The sequence below is a fragment of the Sphingomonas paludis genome, assembly GCF_053502515.1.
In genome coordinates this window covers 832,481-848,173 of record NZ_CP187558.1, presented here as the reverse complement: position 1 = coordinate 848,173, position 15,693 = coordinate 832,481, and the positions used below count along the sequence as shown (strand labels likewise).

The 15,693-nt window shown below is 66.2% G+C and carries 18 protein-coding genes; 8 read left to right on the top strand and 10 right to left on the bottom strand.

Annotated elements, in window-relative coordinates; translation table 11 throughout:
• Nucleotides 1-17: 17 nt before the first annotated feature.
• Nucleotides 18-254, top strand: a complete 237-nt coding sequence (locus ACPVPU_RS04020) for a DUF2061 domain-containing protein (RefSeq protein WP_448659664.1) — start codon at nt 18-20, stop codon at nt 252-254.
• On the opposite strand, the gene ACPVPU_RS04015 is transcribed toward ACPVPU_RS04020, so the two are convergent.
• The gene (locus ACPVPU_RS04015) at nt 242-1,984 is read right to left on the bottom strand and encodes a gamma-glutamyltransferase family protein (RefSeq protein WP_448659663.1); all 1,743 of its coding nucleotides are present in this window, start codon (nt 1,982-1,984) and stop codon (nt 242-244) included. The two genes, ACPVPU_RS04020 and ACPVPU_RS04015, sit on opposite strands and share 13 nt — an antisense overlap.
• Nucleotides 1,985-2,088: 104 nt before the next feature.
• Between ACPVPU_RS04015 and ACPVPU_RS04010 the strand changes: the two genes are divergently transcribed.
• Nucleotides 2,089-3,894 (top strand): AMP-dependent synthetase/ligase, encoded by a 1,806-nt coding sequence (locus ACPVPU_RS04010; RefSeq protein ID WP_448659662.1) that lies wholly within the window; start codon nt 2,089-2,091, stop codon nt 3,892-3,894.
• Between the two features lie 192 nt (nt 3,895-4,086).
• Here ACPVPU_RS04010 and ACPVPU_RS04005 read toward each other — a convergent pair whose 3' ends face one another.
• From ACPVPU_RS04005 to ACPVPU_RS03995, 3 genes are all read right to left on the bottom strand, one after another.
• Nucleotides 4,087-5,157 (bottom strand): hypothetical protein, encoded by a 1,071-nt coding sequence (locus ACPVPU_RS04005; protein WP_448659660.1) that lies wholly within the window; start codon nt 5,155-5,157, stop codon nt 4,087-4,089.
• Between the two features lie 359 nt (nt 5,158-5,516).
• Nucleotides 5,517-5,900: a hypothetical protein gene (locus ACPVPU_RS04000; protein WP_448659658.1), complete on the bottom strand. Its 384-nt coding sequence runs from the start codon at nt 5,898-5,900 to the stop codon at nt 5,517-5,519.
• A 90-nt stretch (nt 5,901-5,990) separates the two neighbouring features.
• Nucleotides 5,991-7,568, bottom strand: coding sequence for a cisplatin damage response ATP-dependent DNA ligase (locus tag ACPVPU_RS03995; RefSeq protein ID WP_448659656.1), 1,578 nt, complete (start codon nt 7,566-7,568; stop codon nt 5,991-5,993).
• 109 nt (nt 7,569-7,677) lie between these two features.
• Between ACPVPU_RS03995 and ACPVPU_RS03990 the strand changes: the two genes are divergently transcribed.
• On the top strand, nt 7,678-8,505 hold the full coding sequence (locus ACPVPU_RS03990) for a metallophosphoesterase (protein ID WP_448659655.1): 828 nt from the start codon (nt 7,678-7,680) through the stop codon (nt 8,503-8,505).
• Between the two features lie 2 nt (nt 8,506-8,507).
• On the opposite strand, the gene ACPVPU_RS03985 is transcribed toward ACPVPU_RS03990, so the two are convergent.
• From ACPVPU_RS03985 to ACPVPU_RS03970, 4 genes are all read right to left on the bottom strand, one after another.
• The gene (locus tag ACPVPU_RS03985; protein WP_448659654.1) at nt 8,508-8,687 is read right to left on the bottom strand and encodes a DUF1328 domain-containing protein; all 180 of its coding nucleotides are present in this window, start codon (nt 8,685-8,687) and stop codon (nt 8,508-8,510) included.
• 136 nt (nt 8,688-8,823) lie between these two features.
• Nucleotides 8,824-9,321 (bottom strand): Dps family protein, encoded by a 498-nt coding sequence (locus tag ACPVPU_RS03980; protein ID WP_448659652.1) that lies wholly within the window; start codon nt 9,319-9,321, stop codon nt 8,824-8,826.
• A gap of 112 nt (nt 9,322-9,433) precedes the next feature.
• On the bottom strand, nt 9,434-9,994 hold the full coding sequence (locus ACPVPU_RS03975) for a hypothetical protein (RefSeq protein WP_448659651.1): 561 nt from the start codon (nt 9,992-9,994) through the stop codon (nt 9,434-9,436).
• A 22-nt stretch (nt 9,995-10,016) separates the two neighbouring features.
• A complete protein-coding gene (locus ACPVPU_RS03970) occupies nt 10,017-10,364 on the bottom strand; it encodes a hypothetical protein (protein WP_448659650.1) in 348 nt (115 codons plus the stop codon).
• Nucleotides 10,365-10,540: 176 nt separating this feature from the next.
• Here ACPVPU_RS03970 and rpmG point away from each other — a divergent pair, with 176 nt between their 5' ends.
• A complete protein-coding gene (gene rpmG / locus ACPVPU_RS03965) occupies nt 10,541-10,708 on the top strand; it encodes a 50S ribosomal protein L33 (protein WP_066483558.1) in 168 nt (55 codons plus the stop codon).
• Between the two features lie 144 nt (nt 10,709-10,852).
• Here rpmG and ACPVPU_RS03960 read toward each other — a convergent pair whose 3' ends face one another.
• Nucleotides 10,853-11,218: a response regulator gene (locus ACPVPU_RS03960; protein WP_448660410.1), complete on the bottom strand. Its 366-nt coding sequence runs from the start codon at nt 11,216-11,218 to the stop codon at nt 10,853-10,855.
• A gap of 40 nt (nt 11,219-11,258) precedes the next feature.
• Here ACPVPU_RS03960 and ACPVPU_RS03955 point away from each other — a divergent pair, with 40 nt between their 5' ends.
• The 4 genes from ACPVPU_RS03955 to ACPVPU_RS03940 all read left to right on the top strand — a co-directional run bounded on the left by ACPVPU_RS03955 (nt 11,259) and on the right by ACPVPU_RS03940 (nt 13,790).
• Nucleotides 11,259-11,537, top strand: a complete 279-nt coding sequence (locus ACPVPU_RS03955) for a DUF3572 family protein (RefSeq protein ID WP_448659649.1) — start codon at nt 11,259-11,261, stop codon at nt 11,535-11,537.
• Nucleotides 11,534-12,160 (top strand): HAD family hydrolase, encoded by a 627-nt coding sequence (locus ACPVPU_RS03950; protein WP_448659647.1) that lies wholly within the window; start codon nt 11,534-11,536, stop codon nt 12,158-12,160. Before ACPVPU_RS03955 ends, ACPVPU_RS03950 begins: the two co-directional genes overlap by 4 nt.
• A 32-nt stretch (nt 12,161-12,192) precedes the next feature.
• Nucleotides 12,193-12,660 carry a RidA family protein gene (locus ACPVPU_RS03945; RefSeq protein ID WP_448659646.1) on the top strand — a complete coding sequence of 156 codons (468 nt, stop codon included), beginning with the start codon at nt 12,193-12,195 and terminating at the stop codon, nt 12,658-12,660.
• A gap of 287 nt (nt 12,661-12,947) precedes the next feature.
• Nucleotides 12,948-13,790 (top strand): TorF family putative porin, encoded by an 843-nt coding sequence (locus tag ACPVPU_RS03940; RefSeq protein ID WP_448659645.1) that lies wholly within the window; start codon nt 12,948-12,950, stop codon nt 13,788-13,790.
• A gap of 80 nt (nt 13,791-13,870) precedes the next feature.
• On the opposite strand, the gene ACPVPU_RS03935 is transcribed toward ACPVPU_RS03940, so the two are convergent.
• Entirely contained in the window at nt 13,871-15,664 is a 1,794-nt protein-coding gene (locus tag ACPVPU_RS03935) for an aminopeptidase P family protein (RefSeq protein WP_448659643.1), read from the bottom strand.
• Nucleotides 15,665-15,693: the final 29 nt, after the last annotated feature.

Sequence of the window (15,693 nt, the reverse complement as noted above, 5' to 3'; positions counted from 1 at the left end):
TGAAAAAGGGAATGGTGATGTCGCGCGATCTGATGAAAACGCTGACCTATCTGGTCATCCACCTCGCGATCGGCTTTTCGGTTGCCTATGCCTTTACCGGCTCGCTCGCCATTGCGGGCGGCATCGCGCTGATCGAACCTTGCTGCAACGCCATCGCCTATTTCTTCCATGAAAAGGCCTGGGCAAAGGACTGGAGCAATTTTTCGATGCTGAAGGCGTTCGCCCATCAGCACGACGACACCTATCGCGCCTGATCTGCTGGCAGCACCAGCACTACGCCTTCGCGTCGGGGGTCGAAGCCGCCATCCACACGACCATCGCGGATCATCACGCCGTGCAGGCCCGAATCCTCCCCCTGCCCTGGCTTCACCTCGACACCCTTCGCCCGCAACGCCGCCAGCAATTCGGGTGAGAACTTGGTCACCTCGCCGTTGAAGCTGCCGCCGCGCGCGACCAGGTTGGGCAGCGCCAGCGCATCCTGCATCGGCAACCGCCAATCGGCTGCCCCGATCAACGACTTGCCGACATAGGCCAGGATGGCATTGCCCCCCGCCGATCCCAGCGCGCCCGCAAACTTGCCCTCGGCATCGATCATCACCAGCGGCGTCATCGACGACCGGGGCCGCTTGCCCGGCGCCACCGCATTGGCGACCCGCCGACCGTCGCCATCGACCGGCGAAAAGCTGAAATCCGTAAGCTGGTTGTTCAGGAAAAATCCGTCGACCATCCGCCCGGTGCCGAAAATGCTCTCGACCGTCGTGGTCATCGACACGACATTGCCAGCGGCATCGCCGACGATGAAATGCGACGTGCCCGCCGGTTCCAGCGTCCTGTCCATCGCCAGTTTCGGCGCGCCCGGCGGCGTCCCCGCCTCCGGGGCTGGCCCGGCCCGTTCCTCGATCAAAGCGGCGCGCGACGCGACATAGGCCGGATCGAGCAGCCCGGCGACGGGCACGTCGGGGACATCGCCGACATAGCGGTCGCGGTCGGCATACATCAGGCGGCTCGCCTCGGCGAACAGGAACCAGGCCTGCGCATCGGCGGGCCCGCGCGCGGCGATATCCGTCCGCTCCAGCATGGCGAACAGCTGAAGCAGTCCCACCCCGCTCGACGGCGGCGGCGGGACGCAGATTTTCCAGACGCGGTAGGGGCGGCACAGCGCCCCGCGCTTGACCGGGCGGTATGCGGCCAGGTCGGCCAGCGTCATCGTGCCCGCCAGCGGCGCGGCAGTGGTGCGCGCCACGATCCGCTCCGCCGTCGGCCCGGCATAAAGCGCGCTCGGTCCCTCCGCCGCCAGGCGCTTCAGAAACGCTGCATAGGCCGGGTTCTTCAGCCTGTCGCCGACATCGACCAGCGTCCCATCGCTTTCCCCGAAATAAGCCTGCGCATCCGGCCCCTGAAGCTGCGGAAAGCTCGCGCCCAGGAACCGGCCAAGCCGCGGCGTCACCGTGAACCCATCGGTCGCCACCCGCTCGGCATCGCCGAACAGCGTGCCCCAGGGCAGCCGCCCATGCTCGCCATGCGCCATCGCCAGCATCGCCACCGCGCCCGGCACGCCCGTCGCCCGCCCGCTGACCACCGCATCCCGGTATCCCAGCGGCTTGCCGTCGGTCCCCATGAACATCGCCGGATCGGCGCCCGCGGGCGCGACTTCGCGCCCGTCGAAAATCTCGACCCCGCCGGTACCCGCGTTGAAATAGGTCATGAACGCCCCGCCGCCCACGCCGGAGCTTTGCGGCTCGACCAAGCTCAGCATCGCCTGCACCGCGATGGCGGCATCGACCGCGCTGCCCCCGCGCTTCAGCACCGCCATGCCCGCCTCCGCTGCGATCGGATTGGCGGCGATGACGAAGGCGTCCTGCGTTGCCGCTGGCTTGTCGGCGGTGGCGGCGGGCCGTTCGGCGACGGGAGCGCAGGAACTTGCCCAGCCGGCAATGGCAAGGGCGGCGAACGTCCGGGCAAGGACCGTGCGGATCGGCGTCATGTGTCCCACCTTAGCCGCCCGATGCTGCAGCGCAACCAGCATCGCCCGTTGCCGCCCGCCCAATGCCTGCCTACAACCGCCCGGTTATTGAGAGAGGATCGTCCGTGGCAGCAGCGCGCCAGCTTGAGCATTTCCCCAATCTGGTCACCCTGTTCTTCACCCGTGCCCGCGAACAGGGGGACAAACCGTTCCTCTGGGCCAAGTCGGGCGGCAAATGGCATCCGACGAGCTGGGCCGAGGCCGCGCACAGGGTCGCCTCGCTTGCCGCCGGGCTCAAATCCCTGGGCCTGAAACCGGGCGACCGGGTGATGCTGGTCAGCGAAAACCGCCCCGAATGGTGCATCAGCGACCTGGCGATCATGGCGGCCGGCTGCATCACCGTCCCCACCTATGTCACCAATACCGAGCGCGACCATCAGCATATCATCGACAATAGCGGTGCTGCCGCCGCCATCGTCTCTACCACCAAGCTCGCCAAGACGCTGATCCCGGCGCTGCTCCGCTCCGATTGCTGTCACCATCTGATCGCGATGGAGGAGCTGCGCGGCGGCCAGGCGGGCCCGTTCGAACAGCATCAGTGGCAGGCGCTGATCGACGCCCACCCGACGACGCCCGAAAGCGCAGCCGCCGCCTCCTCACATCTGAAGCGCGACGATCTGGCCTGCATCATCTACACCAGCGGCACCGGCGGCGCGCCGCGCGGCGTGTGCCAGCATCACGGCGCGATCCTGCACAATGTCGAGGGCTGCGTCGCCGTCATCAGCGAGGATTTCGGATGGGAGGAGGAGGTGTTCCTGTCCTTCCTTCCGCTCTCCCACGCCTATGAGCATTCGGGCGGACAGCATTTCCCCATCGGCCTCGGCGCGCAAATCTATTATTCGGAAGGGTTGGACAAGCTCGCCAGCAATATCGAGGAAACGCGCCCCACGATCATGGTCGTCGTCCCCCGCCTGTTCGAAGTGCTGCGCACGCGGATCAGCAAGGCGATCGAGAAGCAGGGCAAGCTTTCCACCTACCTCCTCGACCGCGCCGTTTCCATCGGCGGCAAGCGGGCGGATACGGGCCGGGTGCCAATCCTCGACCAGCCGATGAACCTGATCCTGTCGCGCACGCTCAAGCCCAAGATCGCCCAGCGTTTCGGCGGACGGATGAAGGCGATGGTGTCGGGCGGCGCTCCGCTCAACCCGGAAATCGGCATCTTCTTCGACGCGCTCGGCCTTACCTTCCTGCAAGGCTATGGCCAGACCGAGGCCGCGCCGGTCATCTCCTGCAACCGCCCGTCGGTTGGCCTGAAGCACGACACGGTCGGCCCGCCGCTCAAGAATACCGAGGTGCGCATCGCCGAGGATGGCGAGATCCTGGTGCGCGGCGAACTGGTCATGCACGGCTATTGGCGCAACGACGAGGAAACGGCCCGCGTCCTCAAGGACGGCTGGCTCCACACCGGCGATATCGGCGAGATCGATGCCAAGGGCCGGATCAGGATCACCGACCGGAAAAAGGACATCATCGTCAACGACAAAGGCGACAATGTCGCCCCGCAACGGGTGGAAGGGATGCTGACCCTGCAACCCGAAATCCTGCAGGCGATGATCTATGGCGACCGAAAGCCCTATATGGTCGCGGTGCTGGTGCCCGATCCCGAATGGGTCCAGCAATGGTGCGCGCGCAGCGCCACCGCCTGCAATTTCAAGGCACTGGCCCAGCATCACGAGTTCATGAAGGCGATGGGCGCGGCGGTGGAGCGAGTGAACAGGGACCTGTCGGTCGTCGAGCGCGTCCGCCGCTTCATCGTCGCCGACGAACCCTTCGCCATCGAAAACCAGCAGCTGACGCCCAGCCTGAAAATCCGCCGCCACGTCCTGAAACAGGTTTACGCCGACCGCCTCGACGCACTCTACGGCGGCTGATCCTAAACCTCCTCCCACTTGACGGGGGAGGATAGCGAAGCTTGGAAAGGGTGAAGAAGCCCAAAAACCCTCACCCTTCCCACCGCTTCGGGGCGTGCCCCTTCCCTCTCCCGCAAGCGGGAGAGGGAGGGAGCGCCGTCAGGCGCGGAAGGGTGAGGGCTCTTCTGCTAAGGAAGAGCCTTCGCGCCAAAATCAATTCGCCATCGCATCCTCAGCGGCCACGGTTTGGTCATCCACCAAATCCCCGAACGAGACCGGCCGCGCCATCAAGTCGGGATGCGGCGAATAGCCTGCGTGCCAGCGCTTCGCATCCATCGCCTCGCGCGCGATGCTCATGCTGAACAGCCGCCGGGGCGTGGGCGAGCGATTGTCCGGCCCGGCATGGAGCATGTCGCTCTGATACAGGATCACCGTCCCCTTGCGCGGCGCGGTGGCCACGACCCGATAGTCAGCATCCAGCGCCCGGCCATCCCGGATCAGCCGCCACACCGTGCCCGGCGTCAGCGTTCGCACGCTGAACAGCGGGTTCTTGCCGGTCAGGAACCGCAACAGGTTCGGCTGATGCTCGTCCCAGTGCGTCGAGAATACCCGGTCGCGGAACTCGCCCGGTGCCAGCGGAGTCCCGCGGCTGCCGCGCATCGCCCACAGCTTTTTCAGGTTATGGAAAAGGATGTGGACATTCCAGCGCGCGCGGAGCAGTTCCATCCGCGCTTCGGCCACCGCATCGTGCTTTTTTACGCTACCCGCAAACACCTGCGTCCCCGGCACGAACACCGTCCCGCCCTGCGCCGCCGACACATCCTCCACCGCCGCGAACAGGCTGATGACGCCGCTGGGATCGCGGTGGACATATTGGTGCGACGACCCGGCATAGCTGGTCAGCGTCGTCACCTCGAGCAGCGGATGGTCCGGCGTGCAATAGTGCGACAGCACGCCCTCCAGCCGCCGGGCCAGCGTCGCGGCAAAGCCCATGACCGCCGGCGTAGCGGGCAGCGAACAGAAATCGCGCCGCCGATACCGGTTGTCCGTCTGGCTGGCGAACGCACAGCGATTGCGCGCCGGATCGTCGATCGTCTGGCGGATCAGTTCGGCGGCGACATCCGCTTCCTGGTCCGACAACAGCCCGGTCAGGATCACCAGACCATGCGTCTCCATGTTGGCCAGCGCTTGGGCAACGCACGCTTTGGTCAGCCTGCCGTCATCGCCCAGCACGGCAGACACCTCGAACGCGAACGTGTCACCGGAAACCTTCAACCCATCCATGCCAGCCTGCCGCAAGGGAGAATATCCGGCCGACTACTGCCCCAAAACCCTAGCCAACGGGTTAACCCCCTCCTCCCCCTTGACGGGGGAGGATAGCGAAGCTTGCCCGCAAGGCGGGCTAGCGCAGCTTGGAGAGGGTGAAGCGGCGCAGGCTACGACCCACCCAACACCCTCACCCTTCCCACCGCTGCGCGGCGGGCCCCTTCCCTCTCCCGCAAGTGGGAGAGGGAAGGAGGGGCGCAGCCCCGGAAGGGTGAGGGTGCCCTTTACCGAAAAAAGTAGCGTCCACGCCCGATGTCAGCTTTCGGCCCTTCTAGCCTTAGAAGCTGCCATTCAGCAAACGCCCCAATTGCGGACATTCAGCCAACGGGATCGAGCACTTCAAGGATCGTGCCCACCGCCACCAGCTTGCCGCCCTCTTCTATGCGCCATTGCCGACCGCTCCAAATTTCGGGCTTAACTGCTGGATAAATCCAGAAGGTCATTTCGGTTTGGACGGTATCACCGGGCGCGACTTGTTGGCCCTCCGGTAATTCGATGAAGCCCATGCACATGTCACGGTCGTAGGGCCAAAGAAGTTGTGGTTGGGTCTGTAGCTGCCGCCGCCCAGCAGCGGTGAACTTCGACCGCCCTCTTCCGTCGAGAGAAACCGAATGCTTGCTCTCACGCGAACCTGATCGTCTGTCATTCAAACATTTTGCTGCGAGATCGATCAAGGCACAAGGTCCGCTTTCCACCCACATTTCGCCAAATAGATACTGAATCGAGTGCCCGGAAGCTGTCACTGTAATGCGTAACACAGACCCTATTTCGGCACCCAAACAAACCCCAACTCACCCCACCATCCGCAGCAACGTCGCGATTCGGTCCGCCTCCGCCGCGGGCTTGTCCCGCCGGATCCGCACGATCCGGGGAAATCGCATCGCGAGGCCCGATTTGTGCCGCTTGCTCTCGTGGATCGAATCGAACGCCACTTCCAGCACCAGCGTCTTTTCCACCTCGCGCACCGGACCAAATCGGTTCACCGTGTTCGCCCGAACGAACCGATCGAGCCATTTCAGCTCCTCGTCGGTGAACCCCGAATAGGCTTTGCCGACGGGGAGCAAATCGCCGTCCTCGGTCCAGCAGCCAAAGGTATAGTCGCTGTAGAAGCTCGATCGTTTCCCGTTGCCGCGCTGGGCATACATCATCACGCAATCGGCGGTCAGCGGATCGCGCTTCCATTTATACCACAGCCCGACGCGCCGCCCTCCGACATAGGGCGCGTCGCGCCGTTTCAGCATCACCCCCTCGATCGCCGCATCGCGCGCGCCGTCGCGGATGGCGGCCAGCGCATCGAAATCCGCCGCCTCGATCACGGTCGACAGGTCGAAGCGCTCGGCGGGCAGGCGGGGCACGAACGCCTCCAGCCGCGCACGCCGCTCCGCCCAGCCCAGCTCGCGCAGGTCCGTCTTGCCGTCGAACAATATGTCATAGAGGCGGACGAACGCCGGATAGTCGGCCAGCATCTTGCCCGACACCGTCTTGCGCCCCAGCCGCTGCTGCAGCGCATTGAAGCTGGCTGCACCGCCCTCCTCCCCGCCCTGCACGGTCCCGCGCACCATCAGTTCGCCATCGACCACCCCCGGCACGCGGAAATCGGCCGCAATCTCGGGAAAGCTGCCGGTGATGTCGTCCCCGCCCCGGCTGTAGAGCCGCGTTTCGCCGCCCGCATGGACGATCTGCACCCGGATGCCGTCCCATTTCCACTCGGCGGCATAGTCGGAGAGGTCGACCGTCCCGTCCTCCAGCGGATGGGCCAGCATGAACGGGCGGAACACCGGCACGTCCTCGACACGCGGCGCGGGCGCCCGCCCCTCGGCCCAGTCGAACAGCGGGGCATAGGGCGGCGCGATGCCGTGCCACAGTTCCTCGACCTCATCGACGTCCAGGGCGAACGCCTGCGCGAACGCCGTCTTGGCCAGCCGCGCCGACACCCCGATCCGCAATCCGCCGGTCGCCAGCTTGAGCAGCGCATAACGTCCGTCCGCATCCAGCGCGTCCAGCATCCGGGCCAGTTCAGCAGGCGCCTCTGCCCTGCTCAGGCAGTTGAGCCGCTCGATCACCGCCGCCACGCCCAGCGCATCGGCATCGCCGCCCCGCGCCGGCCACATCAGCGCGACCGTCTCGGCGGTATCGCCGACATAATCGCGGCTCATCCGGAACAGCACCGGATCGACCCGTTCCTCCACCAGCGCGCGGACGATGGCGGGCTTCACCCCCTTGATATCCACCTCGCCGGTCAGCGCCGCCAGCGCCCAGCCGCGATCAGGGTCGGGCGTCGCGCGCAGATAGTCCGCGATCAGCCGCAATTTCTGGTTGCGGGACCGGGTATAGACCTGCCGGTCGATCAGCTCGGCAAAGGCGCGCATCGGCGATTTACAACCCGGCCAGATAAAAGGGTTTGGTCATTGGGCGTGAATGTCCACGATGCATGCCGGTTAGATGGCGGTTGGGATCCGCCCGCGCTAGAGGCTGGCCATGCGCCGCCGCCTGTACCGCATCGCCCTTGTCCTGACGCTGATCGGCACGACCCTGGCGGGCCTGGGCTATTGGAACAGCCTTGCCGATCCCGTCATGCGCACCGCTCGCCTGTCGCTGCCCGACTGGCCGACCGGTGCCGCGCCGCTCCGAGTCGCGCTCGTCTCGGACATCCATGTCCAGGGGCCGGACATGCCGCCCGCCCGCGTTCGGCGGCTGGCAGGACAGGTCAATGCCGCGCAGCCGGACCTGATCCTGGTTGCGGGCGATCTGGTCGGCGACCGGATACTGTCGACCCGCTGGTACGATGATGCTGCCATTGCCGACGCCATCGCCGCGTTCCGCGCGCCGCTGGGCGTGGTGGTGGTGCTGGGCAATCACGATCATTGGCGGAATGGCGCGTCGCTGGCCGCCGCGCTTCGGGCGCGGGGTGTCCGCGTGCTGTCGAACGAAGCTGCCGCATTCGGCCCGCTGACGCTGGTCGGGGTGGACGATATCCATACCCGCCATGCAAACATCCCTGCATCGCTGGCAGCATTCGACCGGGCCGGTGGCGCACCGCTGGCCGTGACGCACAGCCCGGACATCGTGCCGATGCTGCCCGCGCGACTCGGCCCGGTGCTGGTCGGCCACACCCATTGCGGCCAGGTCGTGCTGCCAATCATCGGTGCACCGATCGTCCCGTCCCGCTATGGCCAGCGCTATCGCTGCGGCGTGATCCGCGAAGGCGGGCGGATGATCATCGCCACCAGCGGCTGGGGCACCAGCATCCTGCCGCTGCGATACGGCGCCCCGCCCGACTGGTGGCTGCTGACGGTCGGTCCCTAGACCTATCGTCCGGCGATCTTCTTGCCGCCGACGAAGCCCAGCACCAGCAGCACGGCAAACACCGCCAGCGCAACGAAGAACAGGATCTTGGCGATCTCGACAAACGCACCGCCGATGCCGCCAAATCCGAGCAGCGCCATCACCAGCCCGACCACCAGAAAAATCAAAGCCCAACGCAACATAACCGCCTCCTGAAATTGTCCATCCTTCAGGGACAGCGGATGAACCGCCGGTCAGTTCCGCCACGATACCGCGCACGCCAACAAAAACCCCGCCCGGCGCGGTGCCGGACGGGGTTTTGCTTTGGCCTGCTGGCGATCAGCCCTTGCGGCTGGCCTCGAACAGGAACCAGGCGCGTTCCTCGGCCTGGTCGGTCCAGTCGTCGATCAGGCCGTCGGTGGCATTGTCCTTGGCTTCTTCGACCAGTTCCTTCGCCTCGCGCAGCAAGCGGACCAGCGCCAGATTGTCCTCGCGCAGTTCGGCCAGCATGTCCTCCGGCTTCACGAAGTCCTTGTCATTGTCCTTGATGGTCTGGCGCCGGGCAATGTCGCCGATCGACCGCAGCGTCGTGTTGCCGGTCTTGCGCACCCGCTCGGCAATGTCGTCGGTCGTCGCCAGGATCTGCGCCGCCTGATCGTCCAGCATCAGGTGATAGTCCCGGAAATGCGGGCCGCTGACATGCCAGTGGAAATTCTTGGTCTTCAGGTACAGGGCATAGCTGTCGGCCAACAGGCCGTTCAGCGCATCGGCAACCGTCTTGGTCGCATTGTCCTTCAGATCGGTGGGCGTATCGAGCGCCGGGCTGACGTCAGCCATGGAATTCTCCTTCGATGGTTTCGTAAGCGAAAAAATCGGTTCGCCTCCCAAACGAAATCGGGTCGGAAAGGGTCCATGGCAAGGGCAGATTCTTTTGCCGCCTTATGGGCATTTACATCAGCGCGCTGATCGCCATCCCCGCCCCCGCGAGCACCAGCAGCGAGGCCAGCGCCAGCCGGGCGGGTCGCACCGGTGCCCGCGCCCATGCCTTTGCGCCGATCGCCATGGCGACGAACAGCCCGCTCATCGCGCCCAGCCATCCGCCCAGCGCCGCCGGCCAGGGGCTCGGCGCCGATGCGGCGATGGCGAACAGCATGAAATAGGCGCGGTCGCCCCAGCTCAGGCTGAATCCGCCCAGCAGTCCGGTGACGAAGGGGCCCGTCCGCCATTCATCCAGTCCCCCCGGCTGACGCAGCGGCATCACCCCCGCCAATCCGGCCAGGATCAGCGCAATGCCGATCAACAGCCGCTGCGCATCATCGTTCATCATCGGATGCACCGAAGCGGCAAAAATCGCGGCCAGCCCAGCAATCGTCGCCTGTGCCAGCGCCAGTCCGGTCAAAAGCGCCAGAACCCCGTTGAACCGGTCGGCCAGCATCGCCGCCAGCATCGGCGGGCGGTCGGTCAGCGTCAGCAGCAAGACAGCGACAAAGGCCGGGATCAGACCGCTCATGCCTGGTCGCCCGGTCGCAGGATCAATGGGCGGCGCGAATCGCGCGCACCGAACAGGCCGCGGCAAAGACGCGCTCGGCATCCGGGTCCATCCGGCCACAGTCCACGGCATCGCGCAGCAGCGCCAGCCATCCGGCCAGCCCGGCGGCCCGCTCGCCGCGCGCCAGGGCGGCTTCGATCGCGTGGATCACCGGCACCGCGCCGCACAGGCCAAGCGCCTGCGCCTCGGCACGCACGGCCTCCACCGCCCGCGCCAGTTCGTCGGCCCTGGCCGCGCCCAGCGTGATTGCGATGGCATCGATCCGCCCGATCACGCGGGCGACCCCTTCGGCTCCGGAACCGGCACCGCCGGCATCATGCGCTTGTGGCATCCCGTCCTCCCTGCCGGCTTTCGGCACGGGGCACCATCACCCGGCCGTGGTTAACCGGCCGTAAACCCGGCGGGCCAGCTTGACATGCCCGCGCGAATCCGCCAAGCGCACTCCCCTGCCAGCGGCCGCACCTTGTGCGCCGCTGTTCCTTTTTTCGATTCACAGGGATTTTGGTCATGGCCAAGCCGACCACCGTCAAGATCAAGCTCGTCAGCACCGCCGACACCGGCTTCTTCTATGTCACCAAGAAGAACCCGCGCAACCAGACGGAAAAGATGAGCTTCCGCAAGTACGATCCCGTCGTGCGCAAGCATGTCGAGTTCAAGGAAGCGAAGATCAAGTAATCCCCGCGCGGCCGCGCTGTGGCCCGCTCTGGACGGCATTCGCCCGTTCCCGCCAGCCGGGGGCGGGTTTTTGCTTGTCCGCCGATCATGCCGCTCCTGCCGGGATAGACCGCCGCATCGTGCCGGTCACCCGCGATGGCGGATTTACCCGGCCAGCGTGCGCACCGCATCGACGAACTGGCGCATCGACACCGGCTTGGACAGATAGCCGCTGGCGCCTGCGTCGCGCGCCCGCGCTTCCTCGTCCGGCCCGGCATAGGCGGTCAGCGCCAGCACGGGGATATGCCGCAATGCCAGGTCGCGCTTGACCTCGCCGATCAGGTCCAGCCCGTTCACTGGACCCAGCCGCATGTCGGTCACGATCAGGTCTGGATTGACCGAGCGCACCCGGTCGATCGCCACCCGCCCGTCACTGACCGGATCGACGGCAAAGCCGTTGGCCCGCAGGACATCGGTGAACAGCTTCAGGTTCAACTCGTTATCCTCGACAATCACCACGTTCTTTGCCACGGGGGGGCCATCCGGTTCGGTCATGATGACGGCATAGGCGATGGCGCGCAGCGAAACAAATCTGGCCGACGAACCCGCGGTCGTCGCGCTTCACGCGCTGGCCTGGATTCTCGGCGATCCCGGCCGTACGGCGCGGTTCGTCGATCTGACCGGCTTGGATGCCGCCACCCTGCGGGCGCGCGCGGGGCATCCCGCCCTGCTGGCGGCGGTGATCGACCATCTGGCCGCGCATGAAGCGGATCTGATCGCCTGTGCCGGGGCCACCGACACGACGCCCGACGCGCTGATCCGCGCGGGCAAACGACTGAAGGCGTCATGAAACCCCTGTTGATCTGCGATTGCGACGAAGTGCTGCTGCACATGTCCCGCCATTTCACCGACTGGCTGGACAGCGAGCACGCCATCGATTTCGTGCTGCACGATGGCGAGTTCGGCCGGGCGATGCGTCGCCGCGACGACGGGTCGATCATCCCGCAGGCCGATGCATGGACCTATCTGGGCGGCTTCTTCTCGACCCAGATGCACCGGCAGACGGCGATCCCCGGCGCGATCGAAGCAATCCAGGCGCTGTCGCAAGAGGCGGATATCGTCATCCTGACCAACCTGACCGACGATCACCGCGACCGCCGCATCGAACAGCTCGGCCGGTACGGTCTCGCGCACCGGGTCGTCACCAATCAGGGGGGCAAGGGCGTGCCGGTCAGCCGGCTGATCGCCGAACATGGCCATCCGGTCACGGTATTCGTCGACGATCTGCCAACGCATCATCAATCGGTGGCCGAACATGCGCCGCAGGTGCACCGGCTGCACCTGGTCGGCTGTCCCGATGCGGCGGGGCACGCCCGCGCCGCGCCCCATGCCCATGCCCGGATCGACGACTGGAGACTGGCGCTGCCCTGGATCCGCGAACGCTTTGCGATGGGTCACGCCATCGCCGCTTGACGCCCGCCGGTCGCTGCGGGCAACGATGCGGCATGACCCAGACGATCGATGCCCGCCTGGCCGAACTCGGCCTCACCCTTCCCGCCCCGGCCGCGCCGGTCGCGGCCTATGTGCCGGCCGTCATCGCGGGCGGCCTGCTGCATCTGTCGGGCCAGCTGCCCTTTGCGGAGGATGGCGCGCTGATGACCGGGCGGATGGGCGAGGACCGCGATCTTGCCTTTGGCCAGGCAGCGGCCCGTCGCTGCGGGATGATGATCCTGGCCCAGGCGCGAGCCGCATTGTCGGGCGATCTCGGACGCGTGGCTCGGGTCGTCAAACTGGGCGTGTTCGTCAATTCCGCGGGCAGCTTCACCGATCAGCCGAAAGTGGCCAATGGCGCGTCCGAACTGATGGTGTCGGTCTTCGGGGATGCGGGACGTCATGCCCGGTCCGCATTCGGTGTGCCCACCCTGCCGCTGGGTGCGGTGGTCGAGGTCGACGCGATTCTCGAACTCCGCTGATCCCGACCGCCCGATTCGGAGCGGACCGGACACGATAGGTCCGATCCGGACCTCCTTTTCCAGCCTTTAGCCAGGTCGGCGCGGGTTTACGCGCCACATTTGTTGCTGCGATGCAACACTGACCCTGTGAATGGTACCCTTGCTGTCTTAATTCTGTTGCGCAAACGGCCCGGCATCGGCAATCTTGTTGCCGTGACGCAGGATCGCACGGCCGCATGGTGCGGAACAGATGCGACGAAGCGCAGCGCAGGCGGAGCCTTACGTATGATCAAGACGAAAGGGATACCATGCGCCTCTCTCACCTTTTGCTGGGCGCCCTAGCGCTCACCGCAGCCACGCCGGCATTCGCCCAGGATGAAACCGAAGTTCCGTCGGAATTCACCGTTTCGGGCAGCGTCGCCCTGGTTTCCGATTACCGTTTCCGCGGCGTGTCGCAGACCGACAAGGAACTGGCGGTGCAGGGCGGCATCACCGTCGGCCATGAAAGCGGCTTCTATTTCGGCGCATGGGGTTCGAACCTGGCCGGCTGGGGCACCTTCGGCGGCTCGAACACCGAACTCGACCTGATCGGCGGGTTCAAGGTGCCGGTGGGCGACGGCGGCACGCTCGACACGGGCGTGGTGTGGTACATGTATCCGGGCGGTGCCGACAAAACCGATTTCGCCGAATTCTATGCCAAGCTGTCGGGCACCGTCGGCCCGGTCGGCCTGACCGCCGGCGTCGCCTATGCTCCGCCGCAGGAAGCGCTGGGTACTTGGTACATCAACGGTGCGGCGGCTGCGTCCGGCGTGTTCACCGATCCGGGCGACAAGTCCGACAACGCCTATTTCTCGGGCGACATGACCTATGCCGTCACCGATGCGCCGGTGACGCTCAAGGCGCATATCGGCTATTCGGACGGTAACCCCGGCCTTGGCCCGAACGGCACGTCGATCGCGCCGACCGGCACCTATTTCGACTGGTCGCTGGGCGCCGACGTCGCGGTTGCGGGGCTGACGCTGGGCGTCTCCTACATCGATACCGACATCAGCGCGGCGGACGGTGCCTATCTGGCCCCGAACTTCCTGACGCTGGATGGCGGCCAGATCGCCGACGCCACGATCGTGTTCTCGGTCAGCGCAGCGTTCTGATCGAACCGGCATGAACGATTTGGGGGGCGGTCCACCGGGCCGCCCCCTTTTTCATGGGACCACCGGCACGCAACCCCCCGTCAGATCGCTGCGCATTTCTCCGCCAGCCATGCGCCAGTCTCCGCATCCAGCGCTGGCCCGATCCGCGCTATCACCTCGGCATGATAGGCGTTCAGCCAGTCCCGCTCATCCGCCGTCAACAGCGCAGGGTCGATCAGCGTCCGCTCGATCGGCGCAAAGGTCAGCGTCTCGAACCCCAGCATCGCTTGCTCGGCCCCCGCAATCGTGCGCCGTTCGACCAGCACCAGATTCTCGATGCGGATGCCATATTCGCCCGCCTTGTAATAACCCGGCTCGTTGGACAGGAACATACCGGCGCGAAGCGGCTCGGCCGGACCGCCGCCCGGATAATTGGGCTTGGCGATCCGCTGCGGCCCCTCATGTACCGACAGGTACGCGCCGACGCCGTGGCCGGTGCCATGCGCGAAATCCAGCCCCGCCTCCCACAGCGGCCGCCGCGCGAAACTGTCCAACTGCCCGCCGGTCGTCCCTTCCGGAAACACAGCGGTGGCAATCGCGATATGCCCTTTCAGCACGCGGGTGAAGCGGTCGCGCATCTCTGCCGTCGGCTCGCCCACCGGCATCACTCGCGTCACGTCGGTCGTGCCATCGGCATATTGCCCGCCCGAATCGACCAGATAAAGCTGGCCTGGCAGGATCGGCGCGTTGCTCTCCTCCGTCACCTTGTAATGCGGGCTGGCCCCGTGTGCGCCGGTCGCGGAAATCGTATCGAAACTCGTGTCTTTCAGCACGCCCGTTTCCTGCCGAAACGCCAGCAACTGCGCCGCCGCCGACAATTCGGTCAGCCCGCCCGCCGGTGCCGTCTCCTCGAACCATTTCAGGAACCGGACCAGCGCCGCGCCGTCGCGTGCCTGTGCCGCGCGGTGCCCGTCGATCTCGGCCTGGTTCTTCACCGCCTTGGCCAGCACCACCGGATCGCGCACCGGCAGGACGCACGCCCCGCCCGCATCCAGCGCATCGAAGATCGCCGCGACGCAGAACCCCGGATCGGCCACCACCGCCTTGCCGGCAAATCCGCCAAGCGTGCCTGCAAACGCACCCCGGTCATGCACCCGCACCCCGTTGCCCAGATGGCGGCGCACCGCGTCGGTCAGCTTGTCGGGTGCGACGAACAGATCGGCGGTGCCATCGGCATGGACGATCGAATAGGCGAGCGCGACCGGGGTATGCGCCACGTCGCGCCCGCGCACGTTCAGCGTCCAGGCGATCGAATCGAGCGCGGCGATCACCACCGCATCCGCCCCCTGCTCGCCCAGCCAGTCGGCGATCCGTTGCCGTTTAGATGCCGAGCTTTCGCCCGCCAGCGCATCGTCATACGCCTCCAGCCGCTCGTCGGACGGACGCGGTCGGTCCGCCCAGATCGCATCGATGGGATTGTCGGTCACCGGCACCAGTTCCGCGCCCCGCGCCGCCAGCGCCGTTTGCGCTTCCTCCACCCAGGCACGGGTATGCAGCCACGGGTCATATCCGATCCGCGCACCCTGTCCGGCATGGGCCTTCAGCCAGTCGGCAATGCTGGTGTCCGGCACCTGCACATACTGGAAATGCTCGCCCGACACCTGTTCACGAACCTGCAGCGTATAGCGCCCGTCGGTAAAGATCGCCGCCTCCGCCGGCAGCACCACGGCACTGCCCGCCGATCCCTGAAACCCGGTCAGCCAGGCGAGGCGCTGGGCATAATCGCCGACATATTCGCTCATATGCTCGTCGGTCAGCGGCACGACGAACCCTTCCAGCGACACGGCGGCAAGTTGTTCGCGCAGCGCCTTCAGGCGATCGGCAGTGGTGGACATGGGCGGGTTCCCGTCTAGAAGATGATGCA